The organism is Brevinema andersonii (assembly GCF_900112165.1).
Classification (GTDB): domain Bacteria; phylum Spirochaetota; class Brevinematia; order Brevinematales; family Brevinemataceae; genus Brevinema; species Brevinema andersonii.
In genome coordinates this window covers 1-14,824 of sequence record NZ_FOKY01000003.1, presented here as the reverse complement: position 1 = coordinate 14,824, position 14,824 = coordinate 1, and the positions used below count along the sequence as shown (strand labels likewise).

Below are 14,824 nucleotides of genomic sequence, written 5' to 3'. Positions count from 1 at the left end.
TAAGGAAATAATTATGGATACAATAGAAAGTGCTCTTAGTGCTCTTAAATTAGGTCGTCCGATTATTATTGTAGATGATGAAAATCGTGAAAATGAAGGGGATTTTGTTATTCCTGCGGATATATTAACTCCGGAAATTATGAATTTGTTTATCACAAAAGGGAAAGGCTTAGTATGTACTCCTGTGTCTAAAAATAAGGCAGAACAATTAGGACTGACATTATTGTCAAATACAGATCCCCATATGACCGCATTTACCCAAAGTATTGATATGATTGGTTCTACGACAGGCATTAGTGCTTTTGAAAGGACAGCAACCATAAAAAAAATGGTTTCTGCTTCTTCTCAAGCATCTGATTTTTATAGTCCGGGGCATGTTTTCCCTTTGATTGCTAAAGAGAATGGGGTTTTAGAACGGCGCGGGCATACTGAGGCTGTTATTGATTTATGTCGTATTTGTGGGTTTAGTGAAGTTGGAGTTATTTGTGAAATTATTAATGCTGATGGAACAATGTCACGATTGCCTCAACTGGAAATTTTGTCACGGGATTTGGAAATACCGCTTATTTCTATTGAAGATTTAGTTAAATATAGAGTAGAAAATGAGACATTAATTACATTAGAATCTCTAGCAAAACTTCCAACGGAGTTTGGAGATTTTAAAATTTGGGCTTTTAGTAATGCCATAGATAATAGAGAACATATCATATTAAGTAAGGGCAATATTCAAAATAAAGAAAATCTTCTTGTGCGCATTCATTCGGAGTGTTTTACAGGTGATATTATGCATTCTTTACGCTGTGATTGTAAAGAGCAGTTGCATCATGCTTTACAGAAAATTCAAGAAGAGGGTGAGGGTTTGTTAATTTATTTACGCCAGGAAGGCAGAGGTATTGGATTATTCAATAAAATAAAAGCTTATGCAGAACAAGAAAAAGGATTTGATACAATTGAAGCTAATCATATTGTTGGCTATTCTGATGATTTGAGATCTTATGAGATAGCTTATCAGTTTTTAAAATATTTTAATATTAATTCTATTCGTTTACTCAGTAATAATCCTAAGAAAATTGAATATATAAAAAATATGAAAATTCCTGTGGTTCCAATAGCTCTGCATAGCACAATAAATGAACATAATAAAAAATATTTGAAAACTAAAAAAGAGAAAATGGGACATATTTCTTTGTAGTTTTTATAATTAATATTCTGTAGCATATTCTTCTTGAGTAGTTAAATCAGCAATATCTGTATTTGTTATCTTAGTATTAATGTAATCTAGATAATTATTAGTATTAGACATCATTGTCATTAATTCAAAAACTAAAAACTTACTTTGTAATCTACTACTACCAACAACATTTACAAATGATTTTGTTCCGTTTGTTGTATTAAACACTAACAAATAAGGACATACCTGATTACTAGGCGTCAATATAGTAAACTCTATATTGTTAATATTTGTAAGCTTAGAATCACGATATCCTATAACCATTCTGACATTACTAATGGACCTAGTAACTGGATCATGAATACTTAATTTCCAAGTAGTATTTGAAATCTCATAAGTCACAGTCTGATTGCTGAATATATATCCTGATAAATCAGCTTGAGAATAGATTGGCATAGCAAAAAATAGCAATATTAATATTCTAAGCATTAAATGCTCCTTAAGTAAGGGTACTTATTAATATAATATAATATATTATTTTATTTTTGTCAATTAATCCAGTAAAATAATATACTGCTTTAGGATTTTAAAGAATCAAGAAAAATCTTTTTGAAATTGAAAAGTACTATGCCAATGAAAGCTGTTGAAATAAACATTTGAATTCCCATAATGTTCATGATAATGTTTCCCAAGGTTGAACTGTTTTCAATGTTCATAAAATATAAAGCAACATTTCTTGAAGCTAAAGTGCCAATAGCCATAGGAAATGTTAATCCTGCAAATCCTGGAGTAAACGCAATAGAAAAAAATCGAAAAGATGGGTCAAAATATAAACAAGAGATAAAAATACGAGACCGTATAGAATGAGAACAAATTCTGAATTAACTGCATTTTTTAGATTATCAATGGAAATAAAATTAAGATAAGTAAGAACACAAAGTGAACATGGTGCTAATAATATAGTTTTGGTGTGGATAAGTGATACAGGAACAGGTCTTGTTACAAGTCTGTAAATTAAGAGCATCAACATAAAAAAATACATAATAATACCATAGATGAATATGGAGCGTACCAAAAATCGGGAAAAAAGGCATACCCTACTACTGTTGATACAAGAAGCCCTAAGGGAGTTACATAAGTACTTGGCAAAAATTTATCTATATTAAAATTATGGATAAAATGATAAAAAATAAAAATAATAATTAGCATGATATAGACACATACAGCAAAAAAAATAACAACGTAGAAAACCATGGGAAATAAAGTTGTAGATAGGATGCAAACAACATCAAACACATAGTAATTGTTGCATATAGACTGGCTAAAATAGGATTTTTATATTCTCTTCTTTAACTGGGAAAAAAAAGTAATACTCTTAACATTGCAAGAGATGCCATAAAACCGGCAAAACACATAAAAAAATGACGTAACCAGGAAAATCCGCCTGTTAAGTAATAAACTTGTGCTAGGGTAGCAGCTCCTAAAGAAGTAGCTACAGCTCCAATTGTCATATTTTTGAGTTTTTGGAACATTATTAAGCTCCTTGAGCTTGAAAATTTATGCTTAAAATTATAACATCTCATTTAAATTTTGCCAATGCCTTGATTAAGTGCAAGATAGCTTTGCTATTAAAATAGGGTTGACATTGAACTTTATTTTTAGTATAATGAGCATAATTTAATGCACTTTTCATAAAACAGCATTAAGATATCCCTTCTTAATGCTGTTTTTATAAAGTCTAGACTTAAGGAGGCTGCATGAAAAGAGTATGGTTATTTTTATTAATACCTACGATGGGTTACTCCATAGGGGCGTACAAGCCTATGCCGAAAATGGCGTTGACTATGGGAGTAGGTGGGATTACTTCTTTAGGAGGCGGGACTATTCCAGTTTTAGTATTGGATATTGAAACTTTTGCCGGTAGCTCTGTATATTTTTATTTCAGAAATAAAATGCTGTTATCTATGAAACTCGATATGCCGATTTCTGGATTTCAAGATTCATCTTTTGCATATCTTTCCCAAGTAGGATTCGGTTTTTATATGTTCGATAAGCGTAAAGATCATATCGGTATGGGCTGGACGGGCAATATGAATATAGCTTCAGGGATAGTCATCAGTAGTATTCATGTAGACAGTTATACAGATCCTCTCAAAAATAATACCGATACTTCTGCCTTTTTGAGAAATCATTTTGGATATTCTTTCGAGGCGAATATGGGATTTCGATATCATTATAAGTTTGAAAATTCTATTTCGCTCAGTTTTAATTTTGGAACTTTTTATACAAGAGCCTCTAAACAAGCATTATACTATGGTTTCAATTTAGGAGGTACATTTTAATTTTTTATAAGTAGCCTGATTTTGTAGGCAATAATAAAATATTAGCTTAAAAATTAAAAATAATATATAATATAAAATAGAATTTTAAACTTGGAATAACAATGAAGATACAATGCTTTTTTTTATTAAGTATATTACCGTTATATGGATATAGTATGGGGTATGAGGCTACTGTTCAAAATAATAATCCAGAAATAGATACTACCAATAATATTAGTTTCATTACTACATATAAATCTTCTCATATTCCTGACTTAGTAAATTCTATTAGTCTTTTATCCAATCTCAATAATACATTTTGGCGTTTGAAATTTTATAAACATACAGGTAAGGGAGTTATTGAAAAAATTACTGCTTCATTTATTAGCAATAATATTTCTATTTCAATATATCCTTATAATAAAAATACTCAAAATGAAAAACATTATACTTATCGTCTTACCCTTATACAAGCTCTCAATCCTAATGAGGCAATATTTTCTTATGATTATCAAGGAACTCTATCATTTATGTATATTCGACTGGTCATGCCTAATTTACTAGCAATTCATATGGCTGGTTCTTTTGAAGAAATAAAAAAAACCCCTTCTTTGTCGTTAGAGAAAATTGGTATTTTTTTGTTAGAATAAATTTTATTCTTGAAATTTTTCTAAGGTATCATATTTTTGAGATAATAAAATATAATTTTTTTCTAATTCTGCATTAATTATATTTATTTTATTAGTAATAGTTTTGATCATTTCACTTTTATTTGTTACACTGGCTTCAACTAATTGTGTTTGGAGAATTCCAGTTTCTATTTCTTTTTGATGAATATCCATTTCTAATGCTTGAATTTCTTGTTTTAATATTTTTTTTGATTCTTTAGAATTTTGTGGTATTTTCTTTTTTTTCTTGTCTTTTATTTTATTACTAGATTTTTCTGATTCAAATCCATGATTTGCTAAAAAATCAGGATATGTTCCTCGATAAACATAAGGCATATTATTATCAAATACGATTAATTTTGTTGCTATATTGAGGATTGATCTATTATGAGATACGAAAATAGAAGTTCCTGGAAAAATCTCTAACGCTTCAATTAATGAATCTATTGACTGCATATCCAGATGATTCGAAGGCTCATCTAAAAATAAACATTGAACTGGTGTAGCTATAAGTTTCGCTAGGAGGACACGAGCTTTTTTCTCCACCTGATAGTACATGAATTTTTTTTAAAGCAAGAGGCCCTTCAAACTGCATAATACCTGCTAGAGATCGTGCTATTTTTTTATCCCCTGACTTCATGGATAATAAAATTTCTTCTTCAATCGTGTTGCCAGAATGAAGTTCTAGTTCTCCCAATTGTCCGTAATATCCTGATAGTAATTTAGGATGAAGCTTAATAGCTCCTGAAATCGGCTGTAAGTGTCCAGCTAATAGTTTTAATAAAGTGGATTTTCCTTTTCCATTTTTACCTATGATGGCAATTTTATCTCCTTTTTCGATTTCAAACGATAAATCTTTAATAAGCAAGGTATCATCATAACCGAATGTTAAATCGGTAACTTTGCCTATGTTTTTATATTCAAACGGTTGGAAATTAAATTTGAATTCCAAATTGTGTATTTTTTCTAATTGTTTGATATTTTCTTGTTTTTTCAATGATTTTATACGTGATTGAACTCTGCCGCTCATATTGGAATTTGCTCGAAAGCGATCAATGAAATCTTCCATACTCTGACGTTTTTTTTCATTATTCAGTCGTGTTTTTTCGTGTACTTCCTCTTCCAAAGTGATTTGTTCATACATTTTTTCGACACTGCCTTTCATTTTTTTTATTTTTTTTCGATGAATTGCAAGAGTATGGTTGGTGACGGCATTGATGAAAGATTTGTCATGGGAAATGATAATGAGTTCTTTTCGCCAAGACTTGAGGAAATCAATCAGCCAATGCAAAGTCACAATATCCAGATGATTTGTAGGCTCATCTAGTAAAAGCATATCTGCATTGCTGATTAGAACTTTAGCAAGATTTAAACGATTCATCCAACCGCCTGACAAAACTTTAGGTGGTTGGAATAACAAATCTTCGGAAAAATCCAATCCGAATAAGAGTTTTTCTGCTTTCCAGATTTCTTTAGATTCATTATCAGGCATTGCGGATAATACTTCATTGAGAATTGTATCTTCTGTAAAATTAAGCTCTTGTTTCAAATAGGATATTTTATAATCTTTTGGAAATAGAATATTTCCTGAATCCGGAGATTCTATACCGGTTAGAAGACGGATTAATGTAGTTTTTCCATGCCCATTACGTCCGATTAATCCGATTTTTTCCCCTTTATGTATTGTAAAAGATATATCCGATAAAATTTCTTGATGGGCGTAACTTTTACTGAGTTTTGAAATTTGGATCATTTTCTACCTTTGTATAGTATTTTGCCAGTTTGACAATTTCCACTGCTGTTTCAAAAGATTGTTGAAACGATCGAATAGGCAGAAATTCATAGATAGAATGAAAATTGTGCCCACCCGTGAAAAGATTAGGAGTAATTAAACCATTTGCTGATAGAATAGAGCCATCTGTACCTCCTCGAATAGGTTCAGTATAAACTGTTATTCCTAGATTTTCCATGGCTTGCATCGCCAAGTCAATGCATCGACGGTCTGACGGTAGCGTGTTAGCAATATTAGCATAATTGTCTGTAATTTGATAATCAATTTTTGCTTTAGGATAGCGGAGAGATATATCTTTGATGGCAGATCGAAGCCATTGTTTTTTATTTTCAAATTCTTTCAGATCAAAATCTCTGATAATCAGTTCGATTTTTGCTTGTGTGGGATTGCCTGTAATATCATGAATCCAAAAAAAACCTTCTCTGCCTTCCGAATGCTCTGGTGTATTCAAAGGATCAAACTGATTAATAAGATCATTAGCAATAAGAATAGGATTTACTAATTTATCTTTTCCTGATCCAGGATGTATAGAGATGCCTTGTATCGTAATTTCTGCACTTGCTGCATTAAATGTTTCGTATCCAAATTCTCCCAAAGGTCCGCCATCAATAGTGTAAGCAAAATCAGCATTAATTTTTTTTGTATCTAATAATTGAGATCCTAATAATCCTATTTCTTCATCGGGCACATAGATCAAAATAACAGTACTATGTTCAGGTTTTTCTCGAATAAGGTATTCTCCTAGTGTGGTCAGTACAGCTAAACCAGCTTTATTGTCGCATCCTAATATACTTGTGCCGGTACTGAAAATGATATCTTCTCCTAAATATTGCAATAATTCAGGAAAAAGTTCAGGAGACATAATAATATTTTTTTCAGAGTTAAGGATAATTTCATTACCTGTAAAATGAATTTTTTGAGCTTGTATTTCTGGATTCATACCAATATCAGCTGTGTCCAAGTGGGATAAAAAGGCAATAGTAGGTCCTGGAATAGAACCATCTATTCTTACAATTAGTACTGCTTGATCATCTAAAGACACATCCTGTATACCGAAATCACGCAGCTGCTTGAAAATATAACGTGCTAATTCCATTTGCCCACTTGTTGAGGGTATAGTTTTTGCTGTTTCATTGCTTTGGGTGTTGAACTGCAGGTATTCAAAAAAATAATTAATAAGTTTTTGTTGATAATTAATCATGTTATCTCCATAATTGTATATTATAGCTGATAAAATATTTTTTTCAAAAATATAGAAAATAATAGAAAAATCTTGATTCATTTATTTATTTCTATTATAATAAGGATATATTAAAATATTGGAGGATATTTTATGTTTACATTACCAGAATTAGGTTATTCTTATGATGCTCTTGAACCGTATATTGATGCAAAAACTATGGAAATACATCATACGAAGCATCATAAAGGTTATATAGATAATTTAAATGCGGCCTTGGAGAAGCATCCTGAATGGGCAGATAAATCTCTTAAAGAGATATTGGCTAATATAGAAAGTGTTCCTGAAGATATTCGGATGGCAGTGCGCAATAATGCTGGAGGTCACCATAATCATACTTTATTTTGGAAGCTTCTTAAAAAAAATAACGGAGCTAAACCTACAGGTGAACTTTTAAAATTAATTGAAAGAGATTTTGGTTCTTTTGAAAAATTTCAAGAAATGTTTGAAACTGCAGCTAAAACTAGATTTGGATCAGGTTGGGCATGGCTTATGATGGACAAAAATGGGAAATTAAGTATTATTAGTACACCTAATCAGGATTCTCCTATTATGGATGGATTTTTCCCCCTTTTAGGACTGGATGTTTGGGAACATGCTTATTATTTGAAATATCAAAATCGTCGACCCGATTATATTAAAGAGTTCTGGAATATTATTGATTGGGATATTGTATCTTCTAGGATGAATGGATCTTGCGGTTGTGGTTGTAATCATCATTAATTAGAATACCCCAAAAGGGGTATTTTTTATAAAGTCTTGAAACTAGTTTTTTAAATGTTCTATATCTTTTTTTTTGCTAATATGTAAATTGCAATATATTCAAATTTTGGTTTTAATGAACCAATGATAAAATCTCATTGAACTGCAAGCATAGCAATATGCAGTCAATAGCAAGAAAGGAGTTGTCGGTAAAATAGGTAGAAAAATCCCTAAAATTCCTAATTCTAAAGATAAAGTACCTTAATATAATAAATAAAATCTGAATCATAAAGACTCTCTAATGGCTGATGCTTATAGAAGTATAGATTAGTCTTAATAGGCAGTTTAAGCATAAAATAATATTTTTACTATTCGAATTTATTTTAATTACTTACAGGTAAATATTTTTATTTTTTTCTTGATTTCGAAAAAATATATTTTTTACAATATATTATAACCAAATCATACAAATATTATTTAGTTGTTAAATAAAGAAAATTATTTAAAGGAGTTTTTTATGATGGACAGACGTTTGATAAATCATCACCGCAAGTTATGAAATGTGTCTGTTTATCAGTTTTGATGAGTTGTGTTAGTTTGGTATTTAATATTACTGTGGTATTTTCCATATGTTTTCTCATTCAAAAAATTATATATGAGAACAATCACGGAAAAAGATATTCTTTTGACGTTAACTCTTATCTGTTTGTCTATTGCGGTACGTTATATGATGAGTATAAAAGGAACAAAATATTCCTATCATGCTAGTATAGAAATCAAAACATTGCTCAGGTATCAAATTTACGAAAAGTTATTGAATTTTGGTCTTGGACATAATAGTAAAGTGTCTACTTCACAAATTACTCAGATAGCCAGCGAAGGTATCGAACAAATTGAAATTTATTTCAGTTTATACCTACCTCAGCTTTTTTATAGTTTATTAGCGTCTATTATTTTATTTATTTTTCTTTCGTTTTTCAGTATTAAGGTATTGATTATTTTACTTATTTGTGTTCCTTTATCCCTTTATCTATTATTGCAGTAAACAAAATTGCCAAGCGTTTACTAGCTAAATATCTGAAGGCATTAACAACACTTAAGATATATCAAGATGATGCCTACAAAAATCAAGAAATAAATCAAGATGCAGAACATTTCCGAAGAATTACTATAAAAGTTAACTATGCAACTTAATTCATTTACTGTCATGGATTTAATTTCTGATTTAGGTACGGCAATAGGTATTATTTTTGCTCTTCTAGAGTTCCAAGCTGGACATATCAGTTTGTCTCAAGCAGTAATTTATACTATTATCAGGGGAAATTTTTTATTCCTTTACGTTTGTTAGGTTAATATATTTTCATGTGGCAATGAATGGAGTTACCAGCAGCTAGTAAAATTTATCAAGTTATTGATATGCCTGTAGAAGAAAAACAAAATATATCATGCTCTCTCGGGAAGATAAATATCAATCTTAAAAATATTAATTTTTCATATACAGAAGACCGTTCTATTCTTAAGGATATTAATTTGACAATTCCTAATGGGTTATTTATTTCACTTGTTGGGGAACCCGCTGCGGAAGATCAACAATTGCTTCTCTTGTTATGGGATTTTATCCTTATAAAGATGGGTCTATTTTAGTCAATGACTATGAATTAAAATCTATGGATAAGGAATTAATGATGAAGCATTTTTCTATTGTCAAGCATAAGAATTATCTATTCAAAGGGGAATTACCAATTTCAGTTCACCCCTATTAAACGAAATGGCTTAAATATAATGATTAGTTTATTAAAATTTGTAGCTCCTTTAAAGCCTATTATCGCTTATTTTACTGCAAAAGCATCCCGTGGTTTTGGGAGAAAATATCAGGAAAATATCGGAGATATTAATTCTGCTTTTCTTGAAAGTTTATATGGTTGAGTGAAATTATTCTTTTTGGCCAAGCTGCTAATAGGCAGAAGGTAAGATTGCTAATAAAAGCGTCGAAAAAATAAAAGAACATCAAGGTTTAACTAAAGCATTTCCATAAACTGCAGTATTATTTTTCTCGATGGTTATGTTATTTAGTGGTGTTTATCTTAATATATCTGATCAATTATCATTGACAGGATTTTTGGTATTCTTAGTGTGTTTGATTAGTTCTTTTTGTATGGTAGTTACTTTTAAGCAATTTATCCAACAATCTTCTACAAATATTTGCCAGTGGGGAACGTGTTTTTGATCTTATTGAAGAAAAACCTTTGATTGCAGAAAAATCCAATGGATTAAATTTGGGTTCGTTTGATATCGATATTGAGAATATGTATTTTGCCTATAATACTGAAAATGTTTAGAGAATTTCAATTTGAAAATACAACAAGCTAGGGTTTTTGGAGTTGAAGGTAAAAGTGGTAGTGGCAAATCGACATTACTTAAATTGATTATGCGTTTTTATGATCCACAGCTGGGTAAAGTTTCAATAGGAACGATACCTGTAAAAGATATTAATACTAATTCTTTAAGGCAACATATTGCTTATGTAACTCCAAGATACTTATTTATTTAATGCTTATCAGAGTAAAGTAGGAGAACTAGGTGAAATGCTTTCTGGAGGCGAACAACAAGGATTAGGGATTGCTCGTGCATTTTTACATAGCAGTGAGATTTTATTACTTGATGAACCAACGAGTAATTTAGACAGTTTGAATGAAAGTGTTATTCTTTGGTCTTTAAAGGAACATTGTAAGGATAAAACTATTATTTTGGTATCACACCGACATTCTACATTAAGTATTTGTGATCATATATAAAGTTCAAACGTAAATTAGTACTTTAAAAATAGAAAAATAGTCCTTACTAATTTAAGAGGCTGTTTTTTCTTGCTCTCAAACGAATCTGCTGAAATGATTCTTGATATATTTTTGGTTGAGCAGATATAGAATCATATTTATAATGGATAACCCAATCTTGATCATCAACAATATTAGCAGGATTGAAAGCTTTTTTATTATCTTGAGTCAATGGCCTTTTTTGAACATCATGCCAAACATTATCGATTTTTATTTTATACATCTTCATTGACCAGCTCATAGTATCACGATCATGTTTTTGCAACAAGCCACCTCCCATACCAAAGGTTAGATTTTCTATAGAGAATCCATATGTTAAGATAGCATTAATTAATTTATTTATTTTATCAAGATTCATTCCATCACCTTGAATAATGCGGATATGGTTTAATACTTTGTAACCTTTACTGTTAATACTGTATCCCCAGCTTTTACTCAGAGATTCTAGTGCATATAGTATAACATCTTGAGGATCTCCGGAATCCGGACGAACAACTGGTGTTAAGCCATAATTTTGAATCAAAGAGATAATGTAAGGATCCCCCCAAACTTGATCGATAAGTTCATAAAAATTGTAGGAATCAGAGACAAAAGAAAATACTTTGCTTTGAGAGTGATGACATACGTCAATAAGGTTGAGCAGAGATTTTTTTTCGGCATGGATATCATTTCCCCAACTGGTTACCGTACTATGTTCGGAAGCAGGAATAGAGCATGCTAATTCCTCTACCGGAATATTATATAAATAATGTCCTAATAAGATAGCTTCCATAGTATCGGTACCATTAAAATTCAGTAGGTGGGCCAAACCACCGATAGATGCACTTTCTCCTGAAGAAGCTCCTCGTGCTCCAAAATCATGAAGACTATAATCTAGACTTCCATAAACTTCTGGATCAACACTTTTTTTGTATGCTTTATATATAAGATTTCTTACAGTAAAAGAAATACTAGCTACAGTTGAAGGATACCAGATAGCCCTTTGAAATGCCGTTTCAATGAAGCCAGGAAGCCAAACTAATCGGGAATCATCTATACTGATCGTAAATAGCGGTATATTATACTGATCCAAAATTTGTCCTTCTTTTACGCCATGGATAGTGATCGGTAAATATCCATTATAATGTTCTATAATATGTTCAAAACCGTCTTCAGGAAAGGGATATGTTGTATTATTGATATTAAAGTGATTCCATATTTTTAAGGAATTTATAATATCTTTTTTTGTGATAGGGGTAAGTAGATATTTTTCTATGAAATATTTAACTCCAAATACAATATACTGAGCTGAATAATCAGACAATGCACACCGCGGAGCCAAATATAAACGTGCTGCTTGAGCATTAGCAGGTAGCTGAAGATAATGACCTGCTTTATAAGCATCAACAGCAAAGGATGATAGTATATTTTCACGATGAATAATATTGGGCATAAATTCTCTTTCATAATTTTGTATAATATATCATATTAAATATTATTTTGCAAATTTCTTACTAATTGATCTTGATAAACGTTTTTAAAATTTTATTTAAGTTATCCAGACCTTTTGATGGATTGACACAGCGAAAAAATATAATAAAATAAAATTTCTTTGAAGCTTCAGATTAAATAAGCAAATAGTGAGATTTTTATGAAAAATGTTTGGATGGTACATGCTTACCAGAATTTTGAATTAGTAATCCACCTTATCAATACTATTTTTAAAGAAGATGATACTGTTTGGCTCCATTATGATAAAAAATCTCTTCAAAAAGAGTTTTTATTTATTCAAAATACTTTTAAAAATAATCCTAATGTATTTTATATTGTTATAGTGAAATAGACGTATGGTGGAGTACTATTTGAAAATTTCTTCTTTAAATTTTAGGTACCGTAATACGGGATTATCATAGAATGGTCAAGAAGACTTTAGATTGCTGGATCCATTTATTGATGCTGGTGGAAATTGTATTGATACGGCTAGTGTATATTCTAATTGGACTAGTTCAGAACTCAATAGAAGTGGAACGTTTTATTGGTGGTTGGCTTTTTCTCTACATAGGAAAAGAGACCAACTGATCCTTTATGACAAAAGGTGGGTATCCGAATCTTAATACCATGAATATAAACCTCATGTCTAAACAAGAAATGCAAAAAGATTTAAATAACAGTTTATCCAAAATAGGAACTGATTATATTGATATTTATTTTTACCATCTAAACTATCTTTTAATTCCTGTTGGTGAATTTGATTGAACAAATGGAAAATTTTGTTAGGGAATGTGAGATCTGTTACTATGCTTGTTCTAACTGGCCCCCGTATGTAGGAAGCACAAAAATATGCAGAATTACATCAGTTAATAGATATTCTTAATTCTGTTGATATAGCTTTTGATTCCCCAAGATTTCAAAAATATCTAAAAAATATTTGTTATTTAATATATTCTGGTAAGTCTTTAATTTTATAATGTACAGGAGGCATTTTTTCTGTTGTATAGTAACCAGCAGGTGCGTTAATTACATCAGGAAGCCTATTTACTATGGTTGCACAAGTAAGTTCTACAGTTGCAGGTTTCGAAATTACAACATGTGTATCAGGCTCTCCGTAAACAGTCCATTCGTTTTTGTCAAATTCTTCCGGAGCATAAACTTTTCCAATGCATTCCGATTTGATAATGATTCCTTCTTCTGTTTCTGTTGTCACTACGGCAGACATTCCTGTAGCAAATCCTGCAGGAATATTCATGTGCAAGGTTGCTGATTTTAATTCTTTAGGGTAGATTTGAGGAATGCATTTTTGTGTTTGCCGTTTGACTGTAAGTCCTAGTTGAGAACAAAGCCAGCCGTTTTGGTTCCACATATACGAAGGCAAAAACTCTCCTTTTTGAATCAACATTTCTCTTTCTGCATCAGAAATATTGTCTGCAGCAGCAATTTCTTTTGCAAATTGTTCTAATGACAATCCTGCTCCATGAGCTTTAGCTAAAGCAATACCATAATCTTCAACATTATAACTAGAAGAACCTTTGATTTTGTTAATTTTGTGAGTAGCCCCTGTCAATATTGTAATTAAGTTGCCCCAAAATACATCTTGATATCCTGAACCACATAGTGTACAATTATTTTTTTTAGCAATTTCATCGAGTTCTTTGGTAATTTGATACGAAGAATTCCATGGATAAATTGCTTCTTCGCATGTTGAAATAGCATTAATTCCATTTTTTGCACAAGCTAAAAATGTATCTTTAACATCTTGCATTAAACTCATAGTCATGATCATACAGATTTGTGGTTTTGTTTGTTGAAAAATATTATTGATATCTTTAATATCAGATACATATACTCCTGTTTTAGGCATCCCGCAAATATCACCAATATCTTTTCCAATAATTTCAGGATTTCTGTCGAAAGCACAAACAATTTCTCCACCTTTTTCTATGACATATCTCATAGAATAAACAGACATTTTTCCACATCCGTATTGAGCTACTTTTAATTTAGGTTTCATATTTGCCTCCTTTATATATAAGATATTTCTAAAAATTTTTATTGTCAATAAGATATTATATCTGTGTTCTTGTTTTTGAGAAGAAATATTGTTTTGTATAAAGGTATGGGTAAGGATATTGTTTATTAGGGTAGTGGGATAAAGTTTGTTTTAATAAAGACTAATATAAATAACATATTAGAAGCTATCGTTCTAATTATTCCAAAAAATAATTTTATGAAAAATTTTAAAGCAACAAAACAATTCTAAAAGGATTATATTTAATTTTTCCTGGTTGTTATGTAAAGTTTAGTATGAGATTATTTAAAGTTTAGTTTGAGACTTAAAGGATATAATATATAACAGTATTAGGAGGGAAAAACAAGATAGAAACCGACGACATAGGATATTTTCATCCCTCTTATTCTTCTTAAATACTCTAAGAGTAGAATATACCTATACACGAAGAGAAATTTTATGAAAATTTAACTTCATAACCGACGACATAGATTTTCTCCTTTCTGAAAATGTTTAGAAAATGTTTAACTACTGTATTTATCAATACTTATAGTTATAAGAAAGGAGGTTTAGGCTTCCAAAATCCTCCTAATACCCTCGGAAATTTAAAGA

Annotated in this window: 19 protein-coding genes and 1 pseudogene; 12 read left to right on the top strand and 8 right to left on the bottom strand. The window is 30.5% G+C overall.

The genetic code is table 11. The features are described from left to right. Positions 1–13 precede the first annotated feature (13 nt). Positions 14–1,192 carry a GTP cyclohydrolase II gene (ribA, locus tag BM018_RS03395; protein ID WP_234945095.1) on the top strand — a complete coding sequence of 393 codons (1,179 nt, stop codon included), beginning with the start codon at positions 14–16 and terminating at the stop codon, positions 1,190–1,192. Between the two features lie 9 nt (positions 1,193–1,201). On the opposite strand, the gene BM018_RS03390 is transcribed toward ribA, so the two are convergent. Beyond that, a complete protein-coding gene (locus tag BM018_RS03390; protein WP_092318629.1) occupies positions 1,202–1,660 on the bottom strand; it encodes a hypothetical protein in 459 nt (152 codons plus the stop codon). A gap of 860 nt (positions 1,661–2,520) precedes the next feature. After that, complete coding sequence (locus tag BM018_RS03380) at positions 2,521–2,703, bottom strand: hypothetical protein (protein WP_092318625.1); 183 nt, start codon at positions 2,701–2,703, stop codon at positions 2,521–2,523. Positions 2,704–2,928: 225 nt separating this feature from the next. On the opposite strand from BM018_RS03380, the gene BM018_RS03375 reads away from it, so the two are divergent. Then, positions 2,929–3,513, top strand: coding sequence for a hypothetical protein (locus BM018_RS03375; protein ID WP_092318622.1), 585 nt, complete (start codon positions 2,929–2,931; stop codon positions 3,511–3,513). A gap of 155 nt (positions 3,514–3,668) precedes the next feature. After that, complete coding sequence (locus BM018_RS03370) at positions 3,669–4,142, top strand: hypothetical protein (protein ID WP_092318620.1); 474 nt, start codon at positions 3,669–3,671, stop codon at positions 4,140–4,142. 3 nt (positions 4,143–4,145) lie between these two features. Here the strand turns inward: BM018_RS03370 and BM018_RS07795 are convergent, their stop codons facing one another. The 3 genes from BM018_RS07795 to pepT are packed head-to-tail and all read right to left on the bottom strand — an operon-like array spanning position 4,146 to position 7,153. Beyond that, entirely contained in the window at positions 4,146–4,706 is a 561-nt protein-coding gene (locus BM018_RS07795) for an ATP-binding cassette domain-containing protein (RefSeq protein WP_159428154.1), read from the bottom strand. After that, positions 4,636–5,913 (bottom strand): ABC-F family ATP-binding cassette domain-containing protein, encoded by a 1,278-nt coding sequence (locus BM018_RS03365; RefSeq protein WP_159428153.1) that lies wholly within the window; start codon positions 5,911–5,913, stop codon positions 4,636–4,638. The genes BM018_RS07795 and BM018_RS03365 overlap by 71 nt, the downstream gene beginning before the upstream one ends. Next, positions 5,888–7,153 (bottom strand): peptidase T, encoded by a 1,266-nt coding sequence (gene pepT / locus BM018_RS03360; RefSeq protein ID WP_159428152.1) that lies wholly within the window; start codon positions 7,151–7,153, stop codon positions 5,888–5,890. Before pepT ends, BM018_RS03365 begins: the two co-directional genes overlap by 26 nt. 132 nt (positions 7,154–7,285) lie before the next feature. Here pepT and BM018_RS03355 point away from each other — a divergent pair, with 132 nt between their 5' ends. Continuing rightward, positions 7,286–7,915 carry a superoxide dismutase gene (locus BM018_RS03355; protein WP_092318616.1) on the top strand — a complete coding sequence of 210 codons (630 nt, stop codon included), beginning with the start codon at positions 7,286–7,288 and terminating at the stop codon, positions 7,913–7,915. Positions 7,916–8,026: 111 nt separating this feature from the next. Here BM018_RS03355 and BM018_RS08275 read toward each other — a convergent pair. Beyond that, positions 8,027–8,155: pseudogene (locus tag BM018_RS08275) on the bottom strand (DUF454 family protein); the annotation flags it as partial. A gap of 394 nt (positions 8,156–8,549) precedes the next feature. Between BM018_RS08275 and BM018_RS03345 the strand changes: the two are divergent. The 6 genes from BM018_RS03345 to BM018_RS08140 all read left to right on the top strand — a co-directional run bounded on the left by BM018_RS03345 (position 8,550) and on the right by BM018_RS08140 (position 10,689). Then, positions 8,550–8,939 carry an ABC transporter transmembrane domain-containing protein gene (locus BM018_RS03345; RefSeq protein ID WP_143280396.1) on the top strand — a complete coding sequence of 130 codons (390 nt, stop codon included), beginning with the start codon at positions 8,550–8,552 and terminating at the stop codon, positions 8,937–8,939. 138 nt (positions 8,940–9,077) lie between these two features. Further along, entirely contained in the window at positions 9,078–9,242 is a 165-nt protein-coding gene (locus BM018_RS07790; protein ID WP_159428151.1) for a hypothetical protein, read from the top strand. 26 nt (positions 9,243–9,268) lie between these two features. Further along, positions 9,269–9,538 carry a hypothetical protein gene (locus BM018_RS03340; protein ID WP_092318612.1) on the top strand — a complete coding sequence of 90 codons (270 nt, stop codon included), beginning with the start codon at positions 9,269–9,271 and terminating at the stop codon, positions 9,536–9,538. A 138-nt stretch (positions 9,539–9,676) separates the two neighbouring features. Beyond that, positions 9,677–9,820 carry a hypothetical protein gene (locus tag BM018_RS07785; RefSeq protein ID WP_159428150.1) on the top strand — a complete coding sequence of 48 codons (144 nt, stop codon included), beginning with the start codon at positions 9,677–9,679 and terminating at the stop codon, positions 9,818–9,820. A 424-nt stretch (positions 9,821–10,244) separates the two neighbouring features. After that, complete coding sequence (locus BM018_RS08145) at positions 10,245–10,445, top strand: ATP-binding cassette domain-containing protein (RefSeq protein WP_092318610.1); 201 nt, start codon at positions 10,245–10,247, stop codon at positions 10,443–10,445. Between the two features lie 34 nt (positions 10,446–10,479). Further along, entirely contained in the window at positions 10,480–10,689 is a 210-nt protein-coding gene (locus tag BM018_RS08140) for an ATP-binding cassette domain-containing protein (RefSeq protein ID WP_092318608.1), read from the top strand. A gap of 46 nt (positions 10,690–10,735) precedes the next feature. Here the strand turns inward: BM018_RS08140 and BM018_RS03325 are convergent, their stop codons facing one another. Continuing rightward, the gene (locus BM018_RS03325; protein ID WP_092318606.1) at positions 10,736–12,160 is read right to left on the bottom strand and encodes a nicotinate phosphoribosyltransferase; all 1,425 of its coding nucleotides are present in this window, start codon (positions 12,158–12,160) and stop codon (positions 10,736–10,738) included. 198 nt (positions 12,161–12,358) lie between these two features. On the opposite strand from BM018_RS03325, the gene BM018_RS03320 reads away from it, so the two are divergent. Both BM018_RS03320 and BM018_RS07585 read left to right on the top strand, forming a co-directional pair. After that, a complete protein-coding gene (locus BM018_RS03320) occupies positions 12,359–12,550 on the top strand; it encodes a hypothetical protein (RefSeq protein ID WP_092318604.1) in 192 nt (63 codons plus the stop codon). 242 nt (positions 12,551–12,792) lie between these two features. After that, positions 12,793–12,963 (top strand): aldo/keto reductase, encoded by a 171-nt coding sequence (locus tag BM018_RS07585; protein ID WP_143280394.1) that lies wholly within the window; start codon positions 12,793–12,795, stop codon positions 12,961–12,963. A 175-nt stretch (positions 12,964–13,138) separates the two neighbouring features. On the opposite strand, the gene BM018_RS03315 is transcribed toward BM018_RS07585, so the two are convergent. Continuing rightward, positions 13,139–14,215: an NAD(P)H-dependent amine dehydrogenase family protein gene (locus tag BM018_RS03315; protein WP_092318602.1), complete on the bottom strand. Its 1,077-nt coding sequence runs from the start codon at positions 14,213–14,215 to the stop codon at positions 13,139–13,141. Positions 14,216–14,824: the final 609 nt, after the last annotated feature.